The 21824-nt window shown below is 66.2% G+C and carries 20 protein-coding genes; 5 read left to right on the top strand and 15 right to left on the bottom strand.

What is annotated here, in order from left to right; translation table 11 throughout:
* Positions 1-16: 16 nt before the first annotated feature.
* The 5 genes from ACYU98_RS02035 to ACYU98_RS02015 all read right to left on the bottom strand — a co-directional run bounded on the left by ACYU98_RS02035 (position 17) and on the right by ACYU98_RS02015 (position 6408).
* Positions 17-874 (bottom strand): ABC transporter permease, encoded by an 858-nt coding sequence (locus ACYU98_RS02035; RefSeq protein ID WP_460466512.1) that lies wholly within the window; start codon positions 872-874, stop codon positions 17-19.
* A gap of 28 nt (positions 875-902) precedes the next feature.
* The gene (locus ACYU98_RS02030) at positions 903-2042 is read right to left on the bottom strand and encodes an ABC transporter ATP-binding protein (protein ID WP_460466511.1); all 1140 of its coding nucleotides are present in this window, start codon (positions 2040-2042) and stop codon (positions 903-905) included.
* Positions 2042-3274 (bottom strand): ABC transporter substrate-binding protein, encoded by a 1233-nt coding sequence (locus tag ACYU98_RS02025; protein WP_460466510.1) that lies wholly within the window; start codon positions 3272-3274, stop codon positions 2042-2044. Before ACYU98_RS02025 ends, ACYU98_RS02030 begins: the two co-directional genes overlap by 1 nt.
* A 182-nt stretch (positions 3275-3456) precedes the next feature.
* Positions 3457-4896, bottom strand: a complete 1440-nt coding sequence (locus ACYU98_RS02020; RefSeq protein ID WP_460466509.1) for a gamma-aminobutyraldehyde dehydrogenase — start codon at positions 4894-4896, stop codon at positions 3457-3459.
* Between the two features lie 141 nt (positions 4897-5037).
* Positions 5038-6408 carry an L-serine ammonia-lyase gene (locus ACYU98_RS02015; RefSeq protein WP_460466508.1) on the bottom strand — a complete coding sequence of 457 codons (1371 nt, stop codon included), beginning with the start codon at positions 6406-6408 and terminating at the stop codon, positions 5038-5040.
* A gap of 98 nt (positions 6409-6506) precedes the next feature.
* Here ACYU98_RS02015 and ACYU98_RS02010 point away from each other — a divergent pair, with 98 nt between their 5' ends.
* Entirely contained in the window at positions 6507-7742 is a 1236-nt protein-coding gene (locus ACYU98_RS02010) for a saccharopine dehydrogenase family protein (RefSeq protein WP_460466507.1), read from the top strand.
* A 36-nt stretch (positions 7743-7778) separates the two neighbouring features.
* On the opposite strand, the gene ACYU98_RS02005 is transcribed toward ACYU98_RS02010, so the two are convergent.
* From ACYU98_RS02005 to ACYU98_RS01990, 4 genes are all read right to left on the bottom strand, one after another.
* Positions 7779-9677, bottom strand: coding sequence for a propionyl-CoA synthetase (locus ACYU98_RS02005; protein WP_460466506.1), 1899 nt, complete (start codon positions 9675-9677; stop codon positions 7779-7781).
* Between the two features lie 47 nt (positions 9678-9724).
* Complete coding sequence (locus ACYU98_RS02000) at positions 9725-10186, bottom strand: phage tail protein (protein ID WP_460466505.1); 462 nt, start codon at positions 10184-10186, stop codon at positions 9725-9727.
* A 48-nt stretch (positions 10187-10234) separates the two neighbouring features.
* Positions 10235-11410, bottom strand: coding sequence for an AAA family ATPase (locus ACYU98_RS01995; RefSeq protein ID WP_460466504.1), 1176 nt, complete (start codon positions 11408-11410; stop codon positions 10235-10237).
* Positions 11411-11499: 89 nt separating this feature from the next.
* Positions 11500-11874 (bottom strand): hypothetical protein, encoded by a 375-nt coding sequence (locus ACYU98_RS01990; RefSeq protein ID WP_460466503.1) that lies wholly within the window; start codon positions 11872-11874, stop codon positions 11500-11502.
* Between the two features lie 142 nt (positions 11875-12016).
* Between ACYU98_RS01990 and ACYU98_RS01985 the strand changes: the two genes are divergently transcribed.
* Positions 12017-13111, top strand: coding sequence for an LOG family protein (locus ACYU98_RS01985; RefSeq protein ID WP_460466502.1), 1095 nt, complete (start codon positions 12017-12019; stop codon positions 13109-13111).
* Between the two features lie 24 nt (positions 13112-13135).
* On the opposite strand, the gene rlmN is transcribed toward ACYU98_RS01985, so the two are convergent.
* The 4 genes from rlmN to pyrH are packed head-to-tail and all read right to left on the bottom strand — an operon-like array spanning position 13136 to position 16582.
* Positions 13136-14296, bottom strand: coding sequence for a 23S rRNA (adenine(2503)-C(2))-methyltransferase RlmN (gene rlmN / locus ACYU98_RS01980; protein WP_460466501.1), 1161 nt, complete (start codon positions 14294-14296; stop codon positions 13136-13138).
* Entirely contained in the window at positions 14293-15225 is a 933-nt protein-coding gene (locus ACYU98_RS01975; protein WP_460466500.1) for a phosphatidate cytidylyltransferase, read from the bottom strand. The genes rlmN and ACYU98_RS01975 overlap by 4 nt, the downstream gene beginning before the upstream one ends.
* 15 nt (positions 15226-15240) lie before the next feature.
* Positions 15241-15807: a ribosome recycling factor gene (gene frr, locus ACYU98_RS01970; protein ID WP_460466499.1), complete on the bottom strand. Its 567-nt coding sequence runs from the start codon at positions 15805-15807 to the stop codon at positions 15241-15243.
* Between the two features lie 43 nt (positions 15808-15850).
* Positions 15851-16582, bottom strand: coding sequence for a UMP kinase (gene pyrH, locus ACYU98_RS01965; protein ID WP_460466498.1), 732 nt, complete (start codon positions 16580-16582; stop codon positions 15851-15853).
* Between the two features lie 216 nt (positions 16583-16798).
* Between pyrH and ACYU98_RS01960 the strand changes: the two genes are divergently transcribed.
* Positions 16799-17989, top strand: coding sequence for an LGFP repeat-containing protein (locus ACYU98_RS01960; RefSeq protein WP_460466497.1), 1191 nt, complete (start codon positions 16799-16801; stop codon positions 17987-17989).
* 79 nt (positions 17990-18068) lie between these two features.
* On the opposite strand, the gene tsf is transcribed toward ACYU98_RS01960, so the two are convergent.
* Positions 18069-18893 (bottom strand): translation elongation factor Ts, encoded by an 825-nt coding sequence (gene tsf, locus ACYU98_RS01955; RefSeq protein WP_460466496.1) that lies wholly within the window; start codon positions 18891-18893, stop codon positions 18069-18071.
* Between the two features lie 34 nt (positions 18894-18927).
* On the bottom strand, positions 18928-19851 hold the full coding sequence (gene rpsB / locus ACYU98_RS01950; protein WP_460466495.1) for a 30S ribosomal protein S2: 924 nt from the start codon (positions 19849-19851) through the stop codon (positions 18928-18930).
* A 227-nt stretch (positions 19852-20078) separates the two neighbouring features.
* Between rpsB and ACYU98_RS01945 the strand changes: the two genes are divergently transcribed.
* Both ACYU98_RS01945 and ACYU98_RS01940 read left to right on the top strand, forming a co-directional pair.
* Positions 20079-21251 carry a pyridoxal phosphate-dependent aminotransferase gene (locus ACYU98_RS01945; protein ID WP_460466494.1) on the top strand — a complete coding sequence of 391 codons (1173 nt, stop codon included), beginning with the start codon at positions 20079-20081 and terminating at the stop codon, positions 21249-21251.
* Between the two features lie 87 nt (positions 21252-21338).
* Positions 21339-21824 carry a M23 family metallopeptidase gene (locus ACYU98_RS01940; protein WP_460466493.1) on the top strand — a complete coding sequence of 162 codons (486 nt, stop codon included), beginning with the start codon at positions 21339-21341 and terminating at the stop codon, positions 21822-21824.

Raw genomic sequence — 21824 nt, 5'->3', positions numbered from 1 at the left:
CGCGGCAGCGAGGTGTTCACAGAACCTCCTCGGTTCCGAAGCGGCGGACGTAGAGGGTGACCATCACCAGGATCATCGCCATCAGCGTGAAGGACAGCGCCGCGGCGATCGGGAACCCGCCGGGCACCTTGAAGAACTGGCTCTCGATCACGTTGCCGACCATTTTGGTGCTGCGGTCGGATCCGAGCAGGTCGGCGTTGACGTAGTCCCCGGCCGCCGGGATGAAGGTCAACAGCGTCCCGGCAATAACGCCTGGCATCGACATCGGGAGGGTGACCGTACGGAAGGTCGTGAAGCCGTTCGCGTAAAGGTCCTGCCCCGCTTCGATGACCCGCGGATCCGCTCGTTCGAGCGAGGCGTAGATCGGCAACACCATGAACGGCAAGAAGTTGTACGTCAGCCCCGCCACCACCGCGATCCACGTCTCGGTGAGGCGACCGCCGGGCATGAACTGCAACAGGTGGAACCACCTCAGCACACTCGCCACCGGGCCGTCGTCAGCAAGGATCTGCTTCCACGCGATGGTGCGCAGGATGAAGCTGGTGAAGAACGGTGCGATCACACAGATCAGCATCACGTTGCGCCATTTGCCGGCTTTGAACGCCATCGCGTAGGCCAGCGGGTAGGCCAAGCAGAAGGCGAAGAAGGTGGCCAGGCCGGCGTAGAGCAGGGAGCGTCCGAAATGGCCCGCGAACTGGGTCCACGCGTCCCAGTAGTTCCCGACGTTGACGTCGCGGTAGTAGTAACCCGGGAAGTTCGGGAATCCCGACTGCAGGCTCACCGCACCCAGCTGGATCAGCGGCACCACGAAGAACAGAATCAGCCAGATCAGCCCAGGCAGCAGCAGCAGGTAGGGCGTCCACCGGCGATTCATGCGATGACCCCCGCGCAAGAGGGCGGCGTCATGAGACGGCTTCCTCGTCGGCCTTGGCGAGTTCGCCCTCGGCGTCAACCAGGAAAGCGTGTTGCGGCGACCAGGAGATCCACACGTCGTCGCCGGGGCGCAGATGCTGCGGGTCGACGTCCATGTTCTGTTCGTAGACCGCCCAGGTGTTGCCGGCCGGCGACCGCACCAGGTAGTTCGTGGCGACTCCGATGAACGACACGTCCAGCACCTTTGCCGGCCCCATCACCGAGCGCTGCTCGGTCGACGGGCCTGGATCGGCCTCGTGAACCCGGCACTTCTCCGGCCGGACTCCCAGCCGTACCTTCCCGGTCCGCAGCGCGGATCGGGCGGCCGGGACGGGGAAGCGTTCCTGACCGTAGGAGAAGGTCACCCAGTCGCCATCGGCGGTGGCTGAGCCGGCCGTCAGGTTCGACTGACCGAGGAAGGTCGCCACGAAACTGGTCAGCGGCAGGTCGTAGAGCGTCTCCGGCGACCCCATCTGCTCGATGTGTCCAGCGTTCATCACCGCGACCGTGTCAGCCATGGTCATGGCCTCCTCCTGGTCGTGGGTGACGTGGATGAAGGTGAGACCGACTTCGGTCTGGATCCGCTTCAGCTCCACCTGCATCTCGCGTCGCAGCTTGAGGTCGAGGGCACCCAGCGGCTCATCGAGCAGCAACACCTCGGGTCGGTTGACCAAAGCGCGAGCCACCGCGACCCGCTGCTGCTGTCCACCGGACAACTGCTGCGGCTTGCGCTTGGCCAGGTGTCTCAACTGCACCAAGTCAAGGGTCGAATCGGCTTGTGCCATAGCGTCTTTCACTCCCCGACGCTTCGGGCCGAAGGCGACATTGTCGCGTACGGACAGATGCGGGAAGAGCGCGTAGGACTGGAAGACGGTGTTGACCGGGCGTTCGTACGGTCGACTGCCGGTGAGATCTGTATCGCCGATGAGGATACGGCCGGAGGTCGGCTGTTCGAGCCCAGCGATCATCCGCAGGGTGGTCGTCTTGCCACAACCCGACGGTCCGAGCAGGGCGAAGAACGACCCCCGCGGAACGTCGAGATCGAGGTCATCGACCGCGGTGAAGTCGGCGAACGACTTGGTGACCCCTTTGAGGTGCAGGTCGCCGTTGGCGCTGCGCAGGTCATTCATCAGTTGCCCACCACCTTTGCCCACATGGCGCTGTAATCCGCGTCCTCCTGGGCGTCGAGGGCGCGGAAACCCTGGATGTGGTGCTGCTTGATGTAGTCCTCCGAAGGGAAGATGAACGGGCTCTTGGCCAACTCCGGGTCAATCTTTTCCATCTCGGCTTGGGCTCCCTCAACCGGACAGACGTAGTTGACGTAGGCAGCGACCTCCGCAGCGACCTTGGGGTCGTAGTAGTAGTCGATCAGTCGGTGCGCGTTCTTGCGGTGACGGGCGGTGATCGGCAGCATCAGGTTGTCGCTCCACAGCGTCCCGCCCGATTCGGGGATCACGAACTCCCAGTTGTCGTTGCCGGTCTCGGCCCGCAACACGAACAAGTCGCCGCTCCAGACAATGCCGGCGATCGCGTTGCCACCCTTGAGGTCCTCCAGGTAGGAGTTGCCCTTGATCCGGCGGATGTTGCCGTCGGTGACTCGCTTGCTCACCTCATTGAATGAGTTCTCGACCTGGGTCTTGGTGAACGGCTTCGAGATGTCGACACCCTGGCTCTGCATGATCAGGCCGGCGGTGTCGCGGAATTCCGACAGCACCACGACGCGACCCTTGAGGTCTGACCGCCACAGGTCGGCGATGGCCTTGACCGGGGAGGTCTTGGTCTTGTCGTAGGCAAGCCCGGCGAAACCGGACTGCCAGGTGATCGAGTGTGCGCGACCCGGGTCGAAGGAGACCTGCTGCAACGAGGGGCGCAGATTGTGCACATTGGCCATCGAGATCAGGTCCAGCGGCTGAACCAGCTGATCGGGGATCAACCGGTTGGCCATCCAGTCGGTGAGCACCATCAGGTCGCGGTCGATGTCCTGACCGGCCCGCAGCTGCGGCGAGATCTTGTTGACATAGCTGTCGTTGTCGTCGATGTCCTCGGCGTAGGTCGCCTTGATCCCGGTCTTCTTCTCGAACGCGGCCAGGGTCGGGTAGGTCTGCGTCTTGTCGTCGAAGTCGAGGTAGGCGGTCCAGTTCGCCCACTTCACCTGGTGGTCCTTGTCGGAAAGGTCGACGGGCAGCTTGAGCGCAACTTGGGTTCCGCCGCTCGGCGGTTTCGGCGGGGCGCAGGCCGCAGTGAACGCCGCGAGTGCGGCAGCACCGCTGACTCCCAACAGATTTCGTCGGGACATCATGCCGCTGCGCGCGAGACGCACCAGATCCCTCGTACGAGGATCGGGCGGCGGATGCTGTGTCATGCGGGCTCCTTCAAGCAGGATCGAAACCAACTTCGGGAAATCATGGCGTCCCACTCCCCCGGCTGTCCCGCGATTGCTCGAAGGAGTTGGACAGTTGCCCAGAAACGCCCAGTGGATGCAGATCCACGTCAGGGACGACGTGGTTCTGCATCCACTCAATCGTGCGTACGGAACCGCTCGGGTTAGCTGTCGATGTTCGCCATGACGTGCTTGATCCGGGTGTAGTCCTCGAACCCGTACATCGACAGGTCCTTGCCGTAGCCGGAGTGCTTGAACCCGCCATGCGGCATTTCGGCGACCAACGGGATGTGGGTGTTGATCCACACACAACCGAAGTCGAGGGCCTTGCTGACGCGCATCGCGCGACCGAAGTCCTTGGTCCAGACCGAGGAGGCAAGTCCGTATTGGACGCCGTTGGCCCAAGCGATTGCCTCGGCCTCGTCGGAGAACTGTTGGACCGTGATGACCGGTCCGAAGATCTCGTCCTGGATCACCTCGTCGTCCTGCTTCAGGCCGGAGACGACGGTGGGTTCCAGGAAGTAGCCATCGCCGAGCGCTGTCATCCGGTTGCCGCCGGCGGCAACGGTCGCGTGGGAAGGCAGTCGCGACAGCATGCCGGTGACCCGCTCGAGTTGAGCCGCGTTGTTGACCGGTCCGAGCAGCGCGTCCTCGTCGTCGGGCTTGCCGACTTTGGCCTCGTTCTTCGCATACTCAGCGAGCGCGGCGACGAAGTCTGCGTGGATGCGCGGGCTGGTGAGCACCCGCGTCGCTGCCGTGCAGTCCTGACCGGCGTTGAAGTAGCCCGCGATCGCGATCCCCTCAACCGCCGCCTCGATGTCGGCGTCATCGAAAACGATGACCGGCGCCTTGCCGCCCAACTCGAGGTGCACCCTCTTGAGGTCCTTCGCGGCCGACTGCGCGACCTGCATGCCCGCGCGTACGGAGCCGGTGATCGACACCAGCTGCGGGGTGGCGTGTTCGACCACGAGACGACCGGTGTCACGGTCTCCGGTGACCACGTTGAAGGTGCCCTCCGGCAGGAACTCGGCGGCGATCTCCGCCATCAGCAGGGTGGTCTCCGGGGTGGTGTCGCTCGGCTTGAGGACCACCGTGTTGCCCGCCGCCAGCGCCGGGGCGATCTTCCACATCGCCATCATCATCGGGTAGTTCCAGGGGGTCACCTGGCCAACGACACCAATCGGCTCGCGCCGGATCCAGCTGGTGTGTCCCTTCATGTATTCGGCCGAGGCGCGACCTTCCAGGACTCGCGCGGCCCCCGCGAAGAAGCGCAGGTGGTCGACCATCGGCGGCACTTCTTCCGACGCGGTCAGCGCGTAGGGCTTGCCGGTGTTCTCTGCTTCAAGCTTGATGAAGTCGTCAGCGCGCTTCTCGATCGCGTCCGCGAACTTCAGCAGCGCCTGCTGACGCTCGCTGGGGGTCGTCTGCCCCCACTCGCCGAACGCCTTGCTCGCCGATGCGTAGGCCGCATCGACATCGGCCTGCGTCGATACCGGCGCCTTCGCCACGATCTGCGCATCGACCGGATTGACGATGTCCTGTGTCGCGTCGGTCTCGGCATCGACATACGAGCCGCCGATGAAGTTCTTCAGTTGCCTGACCACGAATGGCCCTCCTCGCTCGGATTGGTCTTCCGAGCCTAGGGGGCGGTGATCCAGGTCGCAGCAGGGTCTGGCTAACTACGTCGCTGCCGACAACGCGAGCAGGTGAAATTCGCTGCGTTATCGCGCCCGAGTCGCCGCCGATCAGCACTCGATCACATTCACCGCCAGCCCACCCCGGGCCGTCTCCTTGTATTTGATCGACATGTCCCGGCCGGTGTCTCGCATCGTCTTGATCGCCTTGTCGAGGCTGACGTGGTGGGACCCAGTTCCGTTGAGCGACAGCCGAGCTGCGTTGATTGCCTTCACCGAGGCGATGGCGTTGCGCTCGATGCACGGGATCTGCACCAGTCCGCCGACCGGGTCGCAGGTCAGCCCGAGGTTGTGTTCGATGCCGATCTCGGCGGCGTTCTCGACCTGGCCGGGGCTGCCGCCCAAGATCTCGCACAACGCGCCCGATGCCATCGCGCACGCCGAGCCGACCTCGCCCTGACAGCCGACCTCGGCACCCGAAATCGAGGCGTTCTCCTTGAAGAGGATGCCAATCGCTGCGGCGACGAGCAGGAACCGTACGACTCCGTCGTCGTCTGCGCCTTCGACGAAATCCCGGTAGTAGTGCAGCACGGCCGGAATGATCCCGGCCGCGCCGTTCGTCGGCGCGGTGACGACTCGACCGCCGGATGCGTTCTCCTCGTTCACCGCCAAGGCGTAGAGGTTGACCCAGTCCATGACGTCCAACGGGTCGTGTCGATCCCTTGCCAGCAGATCGCGGTGCAGCTTCGGCGCGCGGCGCGGCACCCGCAGGCCACCGGGCAACACGCCCCCGCGGGAGAAACCGGTGGTCACGCACTCCTGCATCACCGCCCAGATCCGCAACAGCCCTGATCGGATCTCGGCTTCCGAGCGCCACACCTGTTCGTTGCGCATCATCACTTCTGAGATCGACAACCGCTCGCGCGCGCAGATCTCCAACAGTTGGCCCGCGGTGTGGAATGGCAACGGCAACACCGTGTCGTCCTGCACGACGCGATCGGCGCCGGTGGCGTTCTCATCGACGACGAACCCGCCGCCCACTGAGTAGTAGACCCGGCTGGCGATCACCTCGCCCGCCGCGTCGAAAGCATCGAACTGCATGCCGTTCGGGTGGGTCGGCAGCGACTTGCGGCGGTGCATCACCAGGTCACGGTCGCCATCGAACGCGACGACGTGATTGCCACCGAGATTGAGCAGTCGGCGGGCACGGATGTTCTCCACCCGTGCGTCGGCGGTGTCGGTGTCGACGGTCTCGGGATCGGCGCCCTCCAGGCCGAGCAGAACCGCCTTGTTCGAGCCGTGGCCATGACCGGTTGCACCCAGGGACCCGAACAACTGCACCTTGAGCCGTACGACGTCGTTGGTTCGTCCCGCTGCCGCCAAACCGTCGGCGAACCGTCGGGCGGCTCGCATCGGCCCCACCGTGTGGGACGACGATGGCCCGATACCGATCGAATACAGATCGAAAGCGCTGAGCGCCATGGCAATTGGCTCCTCGTGGGTGTCAGGTGGCCCGGCGGGCATCCGGTGTGACACCCATCCGAATGTAACCCGCCGACGGCGGCCGTACGGTAGGGGCCATGGATACTCGCGAGTTCGACATTGTGTTGTTCGGCGCCAGCGGTTTCGTCGGCGAACTCACCGCCGCACACCTGGCCCGTCACGCCCCCGAAGGCACCCGTATCGCCCTCGCCGGTCGCACCCCGAGCAAGGTCGAGACCGTCCGCGCGACGCTGCCGACGCCGGCCGACACGTGGCCGATCATCACCGCCGATTCCGCAGACGAGGCCTCGCTGCAGGAGATGGCCGCTCGCGCCCGCGTCGTGGTCACCACCGTCGGCCCGTACGCGAAATACGGCCTCCCGCTGGTCAGCGCTTGCGCCGAGGCCGGCACCGACTATGTCGACCTGACCGGGGAGGTGCTCTTCCACCGCGACGCGATCGACCGGTTCGACGCTGTCGCCCAGCGCACCGGCGCCCGCATCATCCCCTCCTGCGGCTACGACTCGGTGCCCTCCGACCTCGGAGTGTTCCTGCTCGCCGAGGCGATCCACGCGGCTGGCGACGGCGACCTGACCGAGACCACGACGTACGCGAGCATGAAGGGCGGCGCGAGCGGCGGCACCATCGCCTCGGCAATCCATCAGGCCGACGAGATGCGCGGCGATTCCGCACGCCGCAAGATCGTCACCGACAAGTTCTCCCTCTCCCCCGACCGCAGCAGCGAACCGCGCGGTGAGTTCAAGGACACCCCGAAGGTCGAGTTCAGCGACGCCATCGGCGCGTGGACCGGACCCTTTGTGATGGCGTCCTACAACACCCGCGTCGTACGCCGCAGCAACGCCTTGAGCGGTCATTCGTACGGCCCCACCTTCCGCTACCGCGAGGTGATGAAGACCGGCAAGGGACTGGCCGGTCGGGTCACCGGCTACGCCGTCACCGCGGGCCTCGGCGCCGCGATGGGCGCTTTCGCGGTCGCTCCCCTGCGGCCGGTGGTGCAGAAGATCGTCCCGGCGCCCGGCTCGGGCCCCGATGAGAAGGCGCGTGACGCGGGCTTCTTCAAGATGGACATTCACACCACCACGACCACGGGTGCCAAATGGCACTCCGTCATTGCCGCCCAAGGAGATCCGGGCTACAAGGCGACCTGCGTGATGATCGGCGAGGCGGCCCTCGCCCTTGCGCTGCAGCGCGACGACTGCCCGCTGCCCGAGGGTCGAACCGGCGGGGTGTTGACCCCGGCAACCGGGCTCGGCCAGCCGTACGCAGACCGCCTGGTGGCGCAGGGATTCACGATCAGCGCGGAGCGCGTCTGAGCGGGCAACTCCGCCGGCTGGAATCGAACGGGTAGGTCACCCGCGCAGAATGCCGGCCAGGTCGTCGAGCACCGACGCGTCCTCGATCGTCGAGGGCACCGGCGCGTCTTGGCCATCGGCCATCTGACGCATCGTTTTGCGGAGGATTTTTCCCGACCGCGTCTTGGGCAGCGCGGTCACCACATCGACGCGCGCCGGCGTCGCGACGGCGCCAACTTCGGCTCGCACCCGTTGGATCAGTTCGGCTTGCAAGGTCGCGAGCCCGGCCTCATCGAGGTTCGCCCACCGTTCGCCGGCCTTCAACACCACCAGTGCCCGGGGCACCTGCCCCTTGAGCGGGTCGGCGACCCCGATGACCGCGCACTCGGCGACGCCAGGGTGCCCAGCCAACGCGGCCTCGATACCGCCCGTCGACAGCCGGTGACCGGCCACGTTGAGAACGTCGTCGGTGCGCCCGAGCACGAACAGGTAGCCGTCCTCGTCGATATAGCCGCCATCCCCGGTGAGGTAGTGACCCGGATACGCCGACAGATAGGACGACTCGTAGCGCGCATCGTCCTGCCACAAGGTCGGCAGGGTGCCCGGTGGGAGCGGCAGCTTGATGCAGACGGCTCCTTCCACCCCTGGGGCGCAGGGTTCACCCGACGGGTCGAGCACCCGCACGTCGTAGCCAGGCGCCGGAACACCCGCCGACCCCGGCTTGATCGGCAGTTGCTCCAACCCCATCGGGATTGAGGCGATCGGCCAACCCGTTTCGGTCTGCCACCAGTTGTCGATCACTGGAACACCGAGTGTGTCGGTGGCCCATTGCCACGTGTCCGGGTCGAGCCGCTCCCCGGCCAGGAACAGCGTCTTCAAGCTGGACAGATCATGGCCGGCCGCGAGCGCCGCTTCCGGGTCCTCCTTCTTGATCGCCCGGAATGCGGTCGGCGCCGTGAACAGTGCCTTCACCCGATGCTCGGCGATGATCCGCCAGAACGTCGAAGCATCCGGTGTGCCAACCGGTTTGCCCTCGAAGAGCACCGTGGTGCAGCCCGCGATCAACGGCCCGTAAACGATGTACGAGTGGCCGACCACCCAGCCCACGTCGCTGGCCGTGAACCACACATCGCCCGGCTGCATGGCGTAAATGTTTGTCATCGACCACTGCAGGGCGACGGCGTAGCCGCCGTGATCGCGTACGACGCCCTTCGGCTTGCCGGTCGTGCCCGAGGTGTAGAGAACGTAGAGCGGATCTGTAGCGTCGACATCAACACACGCTCCGGGTGTCACGACGCCCGGCCGCATGGCCGCTGCCCAGTCGATGTCGCGCTCCCCCATCTCCGCCTCGATCTGCGGGCGCTGCACCAGCAGAACTCGATCGGGTTTGTGAGCGGAACGTTCGATTGCCTCATCGACCATCGGCTTGTAGGGCACGATCCGGGTGCGTTCCACGCCGCAGGAAGCGGTGATGATCACCTTCGGCTGGGCGTCGTCGATCCGGGCAGCGAGCTCGGCGGGCGCGAAGCCACCGAACACGACCGAGTGGATCGCGCCGATCCGCGCGCAGGCAAGCATAGAGATGACCGCCTCGGGGATCATCGGCAGATAGATCACCACGCGGTCGCCGTGTTCGACACCGAGCGCCTTCAGGACCCCCGCCGCTCGAGCAACAAGATCGAGCAGCTGGGCGTAGGTGTAGCTGCGCACCGTGCCGGTGACCGGGCTGTCATAGATCAGCGCCGTCTGATCGGCGCGACCGTCGATCACGTGGCGGTCCAGCGCGTTGAAGCAGATGTTGGTGGTGGCTCCCGAATACCACCGGAACAGGGGCGGATTGGTGTCATCGAGCGCCGCTTTGGGCTTGCTCATCCAGTGGACAGCCCGGGCGGCGTCGAGCCAGAAACCCTCCGGGTCGGTCCTGCTGCGCTGATAGTCGTCCGCGTAGGCACCCATACCGGCGATCCTGCCACCGACCCCACGGCTGTGGTCCGACTCTGGGCTCAGTAGTCGCCCTTGATCACGAAGTAGCTCCCACGGATGGTTCCGGCCAGCTTCGACTTCTGCCGGGCGAACTTGAAGCTCGACAGTTCCTCGGGCACCTCCATGCCCTCGGACAGTTTGAAACCGACCGCGCGCTTTCCACCATCGGCAACCGTGTAGAGGACGTTGATGGAAAGTCCCGACTCGTAGAACACGTGGACCCAGTGGATCCCGTCGACGTCGGAAACGGCCACTTCCAGAGCCGGCGAGCTCACGACGATTCCGCGCTCCTCCTGCAGGATGCGGGTGACCCAGGCGAGTGTTTCGGGAGCATCGGCCGCTGCATCGACGGTGAAGTCGTGGTCGTATTTGGTCTTGAAGTAGCGCGCCTCATTGGCCCGCAACCCTGCCAACGCTTCGACGACCGGGGATGACTCGAGTCCCTCGGTGGACACGTTCTTGAAGTCGACGACCTGGCTCATGGCACTCCTTGGGTGGGGTTGGGCTCGCCCGAGAATACTGCGCCCACCTCAACGACTACCCCACTCCCACACCGGCGTCGACAACAGCCCCTGGCCACGAACGCGGGTCTCCCCCAGGTCCTTCTCCAACTCGACAAGCAGTCGCTCGGGCGGCGCTTCCTCGGGATCGCTGAAGGTCGGATCGAGGTGGTCGAGCAGGGTTGCGGAATGGGTGACGACCAGCAGCTGGGTGTGGTCGGCCGTGCGCCGGATCAGCCGGCCGAGAGCGGGGAGCAGCTCAGGGTGCAGGGAGGTCTCCGGCTCATTCAGCACCATCAGGGTCGGTCGATCGATCGAGGTCAGCGCGGCGGCCCACAGCAGGAAGCGCAAGGTTCCGTCGGACAGTTCTCGGGCCAGCAGCGGACGCAGCATCCCGGGCTGCCGCAACGCCACCTGCATCGCACCGACCGGACCGTCGAGCAGCAACTGCGAACCGTCGAAGGCGTCGGCGACGGCCGCCTCAAGGTCACCGAATCCTGCCTCCAGCGTGGTCGCCACGGTGGCGGCCAGGTCGTGTCCGTCACCGGACAGCGAGCGGGTGCGGGTGACGACCTGCGGCAGCCGGGCGGGCGCCGCAGCGTCGGTGCGGAATCCGTCGTAGAACCGCCATCGGCGCAGTTCGTGACGCATTGCGCTGACCTCGAAAAAGCGCCCGGGGTCGGCGAACTCGGTGAGCATCGAACGGTCCGGCGGCAACTCGCCGACCTCGGTCCACGAACGCTCCTGCCGCTGTTCGACCGACCGGCGCCGACGGCGTACGAGGGTGGTTCCCGGCCGCATGATCGGACCGCTGAAGATCACTTCGCGTTTGATCTCCGGGTCATGGTCGAATACCGAACTCGCCGCCGGCGGAATTCCGAGATCAACGAGATAGCCGAATTCACTTGTGGCGCAACCCAGCCCGAGCGTTATCGGCTTCCCGCGGCGGACCGTTCCTTGCACCGGAGCGCCGCGGCGCGCGGCGTTGAGGGTCATCGGCCCGGCCCACAACGCAGACTGCAGGCCACCCTCGCGAGCCAGCGAACCAACGACGTCGCCGCTGCCGCAATCGGCCATCAGGCGCAGCGCGCGATAGAGCGAGGACTTGCCCGAACCGTTGGCGCCGGTCACCACGGTGAGCGGCGCCAACGGCAGGACGACGTCGCGCAGTGAGCGATAGCCGGTGACCGCAACCGTCGAGATCATGGCTCGACGGTAGGCGCGACCACCGACAAAGCCCCCTCCCTACATCCGTAGTAGGGGGCTTTCGTCGTTATAGCGACCAGTTCTCCGGCTCAGGAGCAGGGACCCCACAGCAACAGCGAGCGACGCGTCGCGGCCGACAGCGAGCAGCCGACTCCGTCGGTGCCCATCGTCACGACGTGCCAGCCGCGGCTGTCGTGTCGCTCGAGAACCTGCGCCGGGTCGGTGCGGCCGTCCTTGGGCGTAACCACGACCGACGCGTACGAACCGGAGATCCGCACCCGTCCGACCCGAATGTCCGTCGCCGGAACCTGGCCGAGGTAGGGGTTGTGGTGCTTGGCGGCGTAGGCGATCGCCGTCACCGTGTGTCCGAGCGTGCTCGCGCTCGCCGCGGAAGTTCCCGTCGCGGTCACTCCACCAGCCAACACAGCCGCCGCGCCCGTCATCGCCAGAGCTTGCTTGATCATCGCAATCCTTTCGTCGCGCCCCCGAGTGGGCGTTGTCACAGTGGCTTGTCCACCGCCCTCGTCGACGACGACCCGCAGCGCCTGGTTGGCTTCGAAATCGAAACGTGATGAACCGCTCGCGCCGATCCCCAAGAACGGCAGGATGGGCCGGGTGAAGACCTCGGAGATCGAGTCCCTGGACGCCCTCGACCGGCTGCTGCGGCGCGGTGGGCGGGCGCTGCGCGGTACCCGTTTGCAGAACCTCGACCTCGCTTCGCGCGAGCGGGAATTACTGCGCCAGCACGACTTTCACGGTTGTGTGGTGCTCGGCGGCCTCTCCACCCACACCCTCGACAAGCACCTGCGCGCGCACGGCGCGGTCGTCTTCCACGATGACCCGGACGTGCCGGTTCCGGTGTTCCGCAGCACCCTCTACGACTACACCGACCTCTACGCCGGACTGCTCGATCATGGCTATCGGCACACCCCGGACTCCCGTGCGTACGCATGGAGCCGAGACGTCCGCTCGGCGCGCGATGCCTACGCCACGCTGCAGCGAGCCATCCATGACGATTGCGTCACCGACGCCCTTACCGAATGGACGACAGACCGGCAGATCGTGGGGGTGATGGGCGGTCACGCCGTACGCCGTGGTTCTTCGCAGTTCGAGGCCGCGGCCCTGCTGGGCGCTCACCTCGCAGGCGCCGGCCGTACGGTCGCGACCGGCGGCGGACCCGGCGCCATGGAGGCCGCCAATCTCGGTGCGCTGCTGGGAGATTCGGCAGATTTGCGAGTGGCCTTTCAGACTCTCGCGGCAGCGCCCGACTTCCGCGACGGCATCGACGGATGGGCGAAGGCTGCCTGGGCCGTCCGACAGAGCGCCGGGCCAGGCAGCGGACGCTCGCTGGGTATCCCCACCTGGTTTTACGGTCACGAGCCGCCCAACATGTTCGGGACGGCGATCGCGAAGTACTTCTCCAACGCCCTACGCGAAGACATCCTGTTGGCGATCTGCAACGCCGGGATCGTCGTTTTGCCCGGTGCGGCCGGGACCGTGCAGGAGATCTTCCAGGTGGTCACCCGGCTCTATTACGCCGACGCGCCAGGGCCGCCGTTGGTGCTGGTCGGCCGGGAGCAATGGACCCACGTGGTTCCGGTTTGGCCCGCTTTGGAAGCGCTCGGTGCCAACTCACCGCTGGGCGACAGTCTCCACCTCGTCGATACCGTCGAGGAGGCCAAGGCGATCGTGCTCGGCTGAGGCCCAGCACGATCGGTCAAGGGGTCAGGCAGTCGAAGCCGCCAACTGACCGCACGCCCCATCGATGTCGGAGCCACGCGTGTCGCGCACCGTCGTCGGGATGCCGTGAGCCCGCAGCCGCTCGACGAACTGCTGCTCGACGCCCTTGCGGGAGGCGGTCCACTTCGAACCCGGGGTCGGGTTGAGCGGGATCGGGTTGACGTGGACCCAGCCCTTGCCGCGGCTCGCCAGCTTCTCGCCGAGCAGGTCCGCGCGCCAAGCGTGGTCGTTGATGTCCTTGATCAGCGCGTATTCGATCGATACCCGGCGACCGGTGGCCTTGTAGTAGCGGAACGCCGCATCCAACGCCTCGTCCACCGACCAACGGGTATTGATAGGCACCAACTCGTTGCGCAGCTCATCATCCGGTGCGTGCAGCGAGAGCGCCAACGTCACCGGAACACCCTCGGCCGCCAACTTGTCGATCGCCGGCACCAAGCCGACCGTCGACATCGTCAGACCACGCGCGCTCATGCCGAGTCCGGCCGGCGCAGCGTCGGTCAAGCGGTGGATCGCGTTGATCGCCTGGCGGTAGTTCGCCAGCGCCTCGCCCATCCCCATGAAGACCACGTTGGAGACGCGCAGCGGCGCCTCGCGGTCTTGGCCGTCACCGCCGGCCAGGCCGCCATGGCGCAGCAGTCGCGCACCAGCGACCACCTGCTCGACGATCTCGGCGGTCGACAAGTTGCGGGTCAGACCCTCCTGTCCGGTGGCGCAGAACGGGCAGTTCATGCCGCATCCGGCCTGGCTGGAGATGCACATCGTGACCCGACCCGGGTAGCGCATCAACACCGACTCGACCAGCGCGCCGTCGAACAGCCGCCACACCTGCTTGAGGGTGCGGCCGCCATCAGCTTCCAGGGTTCGTACGGGGGTCAGCAGCTGCGGCAGCATCGCGCCGACGAGCTCCTCCCGGCCCGCCGCTGGCAGGTCGGTCATGTCCGCAGCATCGGTGACGAGATGCTCGAAGTAGTGCGTCGACAGCTGGCGAGCGCGGAAACCCTTGTGTCCCAGCGCTTCCACCGCCTCCTTGCGGCCGGCTTCATCGAGGTCGGCAAGGTGGACCGGTGGCTTGCCACGACGCGGCGCGGCGAAAGTCAGCTGGCCCGGCACGGGCCGGCTGGTCGGGTTGGGCAGTTCAGTCATGATGTTCCTACCAGAGGGGTCAGGATCGCCCAGACGATCGGGACGCAGATCAGCAGCGAGTCCAGCCGGTCCATCAGACCGCCATGGCCGGGGATGAGGTTGCTCATGTCCTTCACACCCAGGTCGCGCTTGATCATCGATTCACACAGGTCACCGATGGTGGCGCCGACGACGACGCAACAGCCCATCAGTGCGCCGACCCACCATCGGCCGTCCAGCAGAAAATGGACGCTGAGAGCCCCGGCGAGAATGCATGACACCGCGGATCCGGCGAAGCCCTCCCAGGACTTCTTCGGCGAGACCGTGGGCGCCATCGGATGCTTGCCGGCGACGACCCCGACGGCGTAGCCACCGATGTCGGAGCAGATCGTGGTCACGATGAACACCACGATCCGTTGCGGCCCGTCGTCGGGTCGCAGCAGCAGCATCGCGAACGAGACCAGGGAGGGGACGTACAACGTGGTGAGCGCACCAGCAGCGACGTCGACCGGTGCGGCCTCGTCGTGGGTGACCGCGCGCCACAGCAAGATGGCCAAGATCGCCAGAACGACGCTCGAGGCCAGGGCTTGGGCGCCGAAGAAGTAGGCGACCGGCGGAATGACCACGGCCGAACCCAGCGTGGGGATCGCGGGGGGCGCGATGTGGCGTTGCGACATCGCACGCAGCAATTCCCACGCACCGACGACCGACGCTGCGGTCGCGACGACGATGAACCCTTCCTTGCGGGTGAACAGCGACACCAGCACCAGCGCGCCCAGCGTCACACCCACACCCACCGCGGCGTAGAGATTGCGGCCCGCTCGCGGCGTGGGGTTTACCTTTTCGCCCTGGGCGACGTCACCGCGCTTGCCACGACGCGACAGCACCACCGGCGCCGCCTCGTCGGGCAGCGCCGGTGTGTCCTCGGTGTCGTGGTCGCCGTGGGTCATGGGATGCGAGTTGCCTCAGACCTCGAGGAGCTCGGATTCCTTCGACTTCAGCAGCGTGTCGATGTTGTCGACATGCTTCTTGGTCAAGGCTTCCAGGTCCTTCTCGGCGCGCGAGCCCTCATCCTCACCGACGTCGCCGTCCTTGACGAAGCGGTCGATCTCCTCCTTCGCCTTGCGGCGAATGCTGCGGATGGAGACGCGGGCCGCCTCGGCCTTGTCGCGAGCGATCTTGATGTAGTCGCGACGACGCTCTTCGGTCAGCTGCGGCAGGTTGATCCGGATCAGGTTGCCGTCGTTGCTGGGGTTGACCCCCAGGTCGGACTCACGCAGGGCCTTCTCAATCGCGGTCATCGCCGACTTGTCGAACGGCTGAACGAGGATCGTGCGCGCTTCAGGTGTCTGGAACGAGGCCAACTGCTGCAACGGCGTCGGAGCGCCGTAGTAATCAACGGTCAGCTTGTTGAACATCGCGGCGTTCGCGCGACCGGTGCGGATCGCGGAGAAGTCCTCCTTGGCCACTTCGACGGCCTTGTCCATCTTCTCTTCGGCCTCGAAAAGGCTCTCTTCGATGCTGCCGTCCATGGCGATGGTGCTCCTTCGTCGTTTGTGAGTGCTGGCGTCTGGTTCAGGCCGGAACGACCAGCGTCCCGATCCTCTCACCTTGCAGTGCGCGGGCGATGTTGCCGTCGCCTTCCATCCCGAAGACGACCATCGGCAGCTTGTTTTCGGCGCCCAGCGCGAACGCGGTCTGATCGATGACACGCAGTTCCCGCTCCATGGCCTCCTGATAGGTGACCTGCGCGATGAGCGTGGCGTTCGGGTCCTTCTTCGGGTCGGCGGTCATGACACCCTCGACCCCGTTCTTGGCAATGAGCACCGCGTCGCAGCGGCTTTCCAGCGCGCGCTGCACGGCGACGGTGTCGGTGGAGAAGAACGGCATCCCCATGCCAGCCCCGAAGATCACGACGCGGCCCTTTTCCATGTGCCGGATCGCCCGGCGCGGAATGTAAGGCTCGGCGACCTGGCCCATCGTGATCGCCGTCTGCACGCGGGTCTCGATCCCCTCCTTTTCCAGGAAGTCCTGCAAGGCAAGGCAGTTCATGACGATGCCAAGCATGCCCATGTAGTCGGCTCGCACGCGGTCCATTCCGCGCTGCTGCAGTTCGGCGCCGCGGAAGAAGTTGCCGCCGCCGATGACCACACAGATCTGCACTCCGGCGCGGTTGGCCTCACCGATCTGGCCGGCGATCTTCTTGACGACATCGGGGTCAAGGCCGATGTGACCGCCGCCGAACACTTCGCCGGACAGCTTCAGCAAGACCCGTTCGTACGGGCTGCTCGGGTTGGACTCGGACATCGGGACTCCCACTGCTCGGACGATTGTTCTCCGCCGGCAAATACTTCCACACCGCAGGGGCAGGTCCGAACCGATCTTGCGCCGTTGCCGGATGACTGGCACTCTGGACCGGCCGATCCGATAGTCACACTGGCACCACAAGTCAACTACCGTCACGGCGTGTTGCCCAACCGGGCACACGCAGGCGGCCGCCCACACCTCGGAGACAACCAAACGATGAGCCTGCGACGGATTCACCGCATCGTGTTGACCACCCTGACCAGCGCGGCCCTCATCCCGATCGCCGCTCCCGCCTTCGCAGACAGCAACGCGAACGTGAGTGCGTTCTCCAGCACCGGCGTTCGCAGCGCCGGCGTCGCAAAGATGGGTTGCACTCGTTACCCGTCCGGCCGCGACATCAACGTGACCCGCTCGATGTATCAAATCGCGTGGTCCCGCGGCGTCTCGGCCAAAATGAAGCTCGCCATGTTTGAGGCGGGCTGGGTCGAGTCGTGGCTGAACAACCTGGCGTGCGGTGACGCGGACTCGCTCGGTATCTTCCAGATGCGCCCCAGCATGGGCTGGGGCACCGCAACGCAGCTGCAGAACGTCAGCTATCAGGTCAACAAGTGGCTCGACGTGGCCAAGCCCCTGGAGAGCCGCTATTCCACGGCCGGGCAGCTGGCCCAGGCGGTGGAGCGCTCCGCCTACTCCTACCGCTACGACCAGTCCGCCTCCACGGCGCAGAAGTACATCACTGAGGCCGGCCAGCCGTACGGCGGCATCGGCACCCTGTGGACCAAGCTCGGCGCCGCGAGCGGCAAGCTCGGCAAACCCACCACCCCGGAACTGACCTGGTCGACCGGGGTGCGCTATCAGAAGTTCGCCGGAGGCAGCATCTACTGGTCCAGCGCGCACGGCGCCGGGGCGGTCTATGGCGGTATCGGCAACCTGTGGACGAAGCTCGGCGGCGCGTCCGGAAAGCTGGGCCTGCCGTTGGGGGTCGAGGCGAACTGGGCATCCGGCGGCCGCTATCAGAAGTTCACCGGAGGCACCGTCTTCTGGAGCAGCAGCCGCGGAGCAACTGCGGTCTACGGTGAAAACGCTGCCTACTGGACCAACACCGGTGGCGCAGCGACTTGGGGCCTGCCCACCTCGCTCGTCCAGACGGCTGCTAAGTCGCCGACCGGTGTCACCGGAACGAAGCAGACCTTCGAACGCGGAACTCTGTATTGGTCGACCACCTACAAGAACCGCTGGCTCGCCCCCGCACTCACTGCAGCAATGGCGCAGCAGGGTGGCGAGGCGAAGGTGGGCTATCCGACCGCCGAGGCGACCCGAACCGCGGCCGGCGTCACCAGCCAGTCGTTCGAGGTGGCGATCCTGCAGATCACCGCTTCCGGGGTCATCTCGAAACTCGCCCGCTGAGTCCCCCAACCAAACACGAGGCCCGCCGCAGGATTCCTGCGACGGGCCTCGTGGTGTGCATCCGTAAGGATGCGATGAATCAGACGCCGACCTTGAACCGGGAGAACCCGGCGATCTCGGAACCGGACTCCTGAGCAACCTTGGCAACCGTCTTCTTCGCGTCCTTGGCGAACGCCTGCTCGAGCAGGACGTTCTCCTTGAAGAAGCCGTTGACGCGGCCCTCGATGATCTTCGGCAACGCAGCCTCGGGCTTGCCCTCTTCCTTGGCGGTGGCCTCGGCGACACGGCGCTCGTTGGCGACGGTGTCGGCGTCGACCTCCTCGCGGGACAGGACGGTCGGGCTGAACGCGGCGATGTGCATCGCAACGTCGCGCAGGGTCTGTTCGTCACCCGAACCGGCCACGATCACGCCGATCTGAGCCGGCAGGTCGGGGCTGGTTTTGTGCAGGTAGGACACGACCTTGTCACCTTCGACGGTGGCAACGCGCTTGATCTCGATATTCTCACCGATGGTGGCGTTGGCCTCATCGAGGATCGCCTGCACGGTGGTGCCATCGAGGTCGCTGTTCAGCAGCGCCTGAGCGTCGGCCGCCTTGATCGCGACGGCCTGGGCCAGAACGCGGTCCGCCAGCTCGCCGAACTTCGCGCCCTTGGCAACAAAGTCCGTCTCGCAGAGGATCTCGACAAGGGTGCCGGAGCCGCCCTCCGCCTGAGCCCGCACCAGACCATTGCTGGTGGTGCGGCCCTCACGCTTGGTGACGCCCTTCAGACCCTTCACACGCAGGATCTCGGTGGCCTTCGACTTGTCACCCTCGGCCTCGTCGAGAGCCTTCTTGACGTCGAGCATGCCGGCACCAGTGGACTCACGCAGCGCCTTGATGTCGGCAGCGGTGTAGTTCGCCATGAAAGTGTTCGCTCCTTCGCGAATCAGCAGGTGATCAGGACTGGTCTGCGGCCGGAGCCTCGGTGGCCTCGGCAGCGGGGGCCTCAGCGGCCGGAGCCTCGGTGGCCTCGGCGGCGGTGGCCTCAGCAGCCGGAGCCTCGGTGGCCTCAGCAGCCGGAGCCTCTTCGGTCTTCGGGGCGTCGGTCTTCGGCGCCTCGTCGGAACCGAGCAGCTCGCGCTCCCACTCAGCCATCGGCTCGTTCTCGGTGGTCTCGCCGGACTTGCCGCCCGAGCGCGAGATCAGACCTTCGGCGACGGCGTCGGCAACCACGCGGGTCAGCAGGGTGACCGAACGGATGGCGTCGTCGTTGCCCGGGATCTTGTAGTCGACCTCGTCCGGGTCGCAGTTGGTGTCGAGGATCGCGATGACCGGGATGTTGAGCTTGCGCGCCTCGGTAACGGCGAGGTGCTCCTTCTTGGTGTCAACGATCCACACGGCCGACGGGACCTTGTTCATGTCGCGGATGCCGCCCAGGGTGCGCTCGAGCTTGTCCTTCTCGCGCTTCATCACCAAGAGTTCCTTCTTGGTGCGACCCGAACCGGCGACGTCGTCGTAGTCGATCTCTTCGAGTTCCTTCAAGCGCGACAGACGCTTGGAGACGGTGTTGAAGTTGGTCAGCATGCCGCCCAACCAGCGGTAGTTCACGTAGGGCATGCCAACGCGGGTCGCCTGCTCGGCGATCGACTCCTGCGCCTGCTTCTTGGTGCCGACGAACAGGATCGTTCCGCCGTGACCAACGGTCTGCTGAATGAACTCGAACGCGTCGTTCAAGTAGGTGATCGACTGCTGCAAGTCGATGATGTAGATGCCATTGCGCTCGGTCATGATGAAGCGCTTCATCTTGGGGTTCCAGCGACGGGTCTGGTGCCCGAAGTGGACGCCGCTCTCGAGGAGCTGGCGCATTGTGACGACGGCCATGCCGAAGTCCTTTCGTCGATTTTCCAGTTGTCTCGCCGGCGGTTGCCGGCAAACCTGGTGCTCCGAGTCCGCCCCACCCGCGAACGGGACTGCGGGGACGGTGTCCCCCGGCCGAGACCGGTGGGAGCACGCGAATTTGACCCGCCGAGACGGGTCATTGACCAATTCTAGGCCCCTGGCGCCCGATCCGCCGAATCCGCGCGCTGCGTACGCCGTAGCCTGGCTCGGTGAGCGATCGACGTACGCCCTTGGTGTCCCGGATGCAGTCCTATGGTGAAACGGTTTTCGCCGAGATGACCCAACGCGCGCTTGCGGCCGACGCGGTCAATCTCGGGCAGGGATTCCCCGACACCGACGGCCCCGCCGCGGTGCTGGAGGCGGCAACCGCCGCAATCCGCGAGGGCCGCAACCAATACCCGCCGCTGGCCGGTGTGCCCGAGCTGCGGGCTGCGATCAGCGCCCACCAGCAGCGCTTCTACGGCCTGCATGTCGACGCCGACCGCGAGGTGCTGGTGACCGCCGGCGCGACAGAGGCGATCGCTGCGGCGGTTCTCGCGCTGTGTGAACCGGGCGACGAGGTGGTCACCTTCGAGCCCTACTACGACTCGTACGCCGCCTCGATCGAACTCGCAGGCGCCGTACGACGCACGAGCGTTCTGCGTTTCCCGGACTTCGCGGTCGACGAGGCATCGCTGCGCGCCGCATTCGGGCCGCGCACCCGATTGGTGCTGCTGAACACACCGCACAATCCGACCGGCAAGGTCTTCTCCCCCGCCGAGCTGGAGCTGATCGCCGACCTCGCCCGGGAGCATGACGCCTACGTCGTCACCGACGAGGTCTACGAACACCTCGTCTACGACGGTCGGCACTCGCCGATGGCCGCCCTGCCCGGGATGGCGCAGCGCACGCTGACCATCTCCTCCGGCGGCAAGACCTTCGCCACCACCGGTTGGAAGGTCGGCTGGTTGACCGGCCCGGCCGAACTGATCGGCGCGGTCCGCACCGTCAAACAGTTCCTGACCTTCGTCTCCAGTGGCCCGTTCCAGCCGGCCATTGCGGTTGGGTTGGGTCTGGACGACGACTATTTCGATGGCTTCCGCGACTCGATGCGGGCGCGGCGCGACAGAGTCGCCGACGGGCTCAGCGAGCTCGGGCTACCGGTGTCGGTTCCGGCTGGCGGCTATTTCGTCATCGCCGACTGTTCGCGGTGGAACCCCGACGCTTTACAGCTCTGTCGCGATCTGCCGACCGGCGCTGGCGTTGCCGCGGTGCCGGTGTCGGCGTTCGTCGACGACCGAGAGTCCGCCGCTGGGTTGGTGCGTTTCGCGTTCTGCAAACGCGACGAAGTGCTGTCCGAGGGACTGCGACGACTGCGGGCGTACGGCGCTTCGAGGCGCTGACCCACAGGCCACTATCGCGGCGGGCGTTCTGCACAGCCTCTATCGAGCCCGCGGCAGCGGCGGACCGGCGAGCCGCATGCTGCGCCGGTGACTTCCTTTCTGGTGTTGCTCTGGACCGCCACCCTCGTCGGGGTGGGTGCGCCGGCCACGACGGTTCCGCAGACCGGATACGACTGGCCCTTGAGCCCGCCGCCGCCAATCGCGCGACCTTTTGAGCCGCCGCCTGCACCCTGGGCGGCCGGCCACCGCGGGGTCGATCTGGTCGGCGCCGAGGGTGCCGCCGTACGAAGTGCCGGGCCCGGTGTCGTCAGTTGGTCAGGGATGCTGGCCGGGCGCGGCGTCGTCTCGGTGACTCATCCAAACGGCTGGCGCACGACGTACGAACCGGTCGAGGGACGGGTGCCCGTCGGGTCGCGGGTCATGACCGGCTCCCTGCTCGGGACTCTCGCCGTCGGCGGTCACTGCGTCCCGCGTGTCTGCCTGCACTGGGGGCTGGTCATCGGTGACCGGAACTATCGAGACCCGCTGCGCCTGCTGTCCACTCCACCGGTGGTCCTGCTGCCGGTGGAATGA

It is taken from the genome of Calidifontibacter terrae (assembly GCF_054778835.1).
The sequence above is the reverse complement of the archived record's forward strand: the minus strand, read 5'-3'. Positions and strand labels throughout refer to the sequence as shown.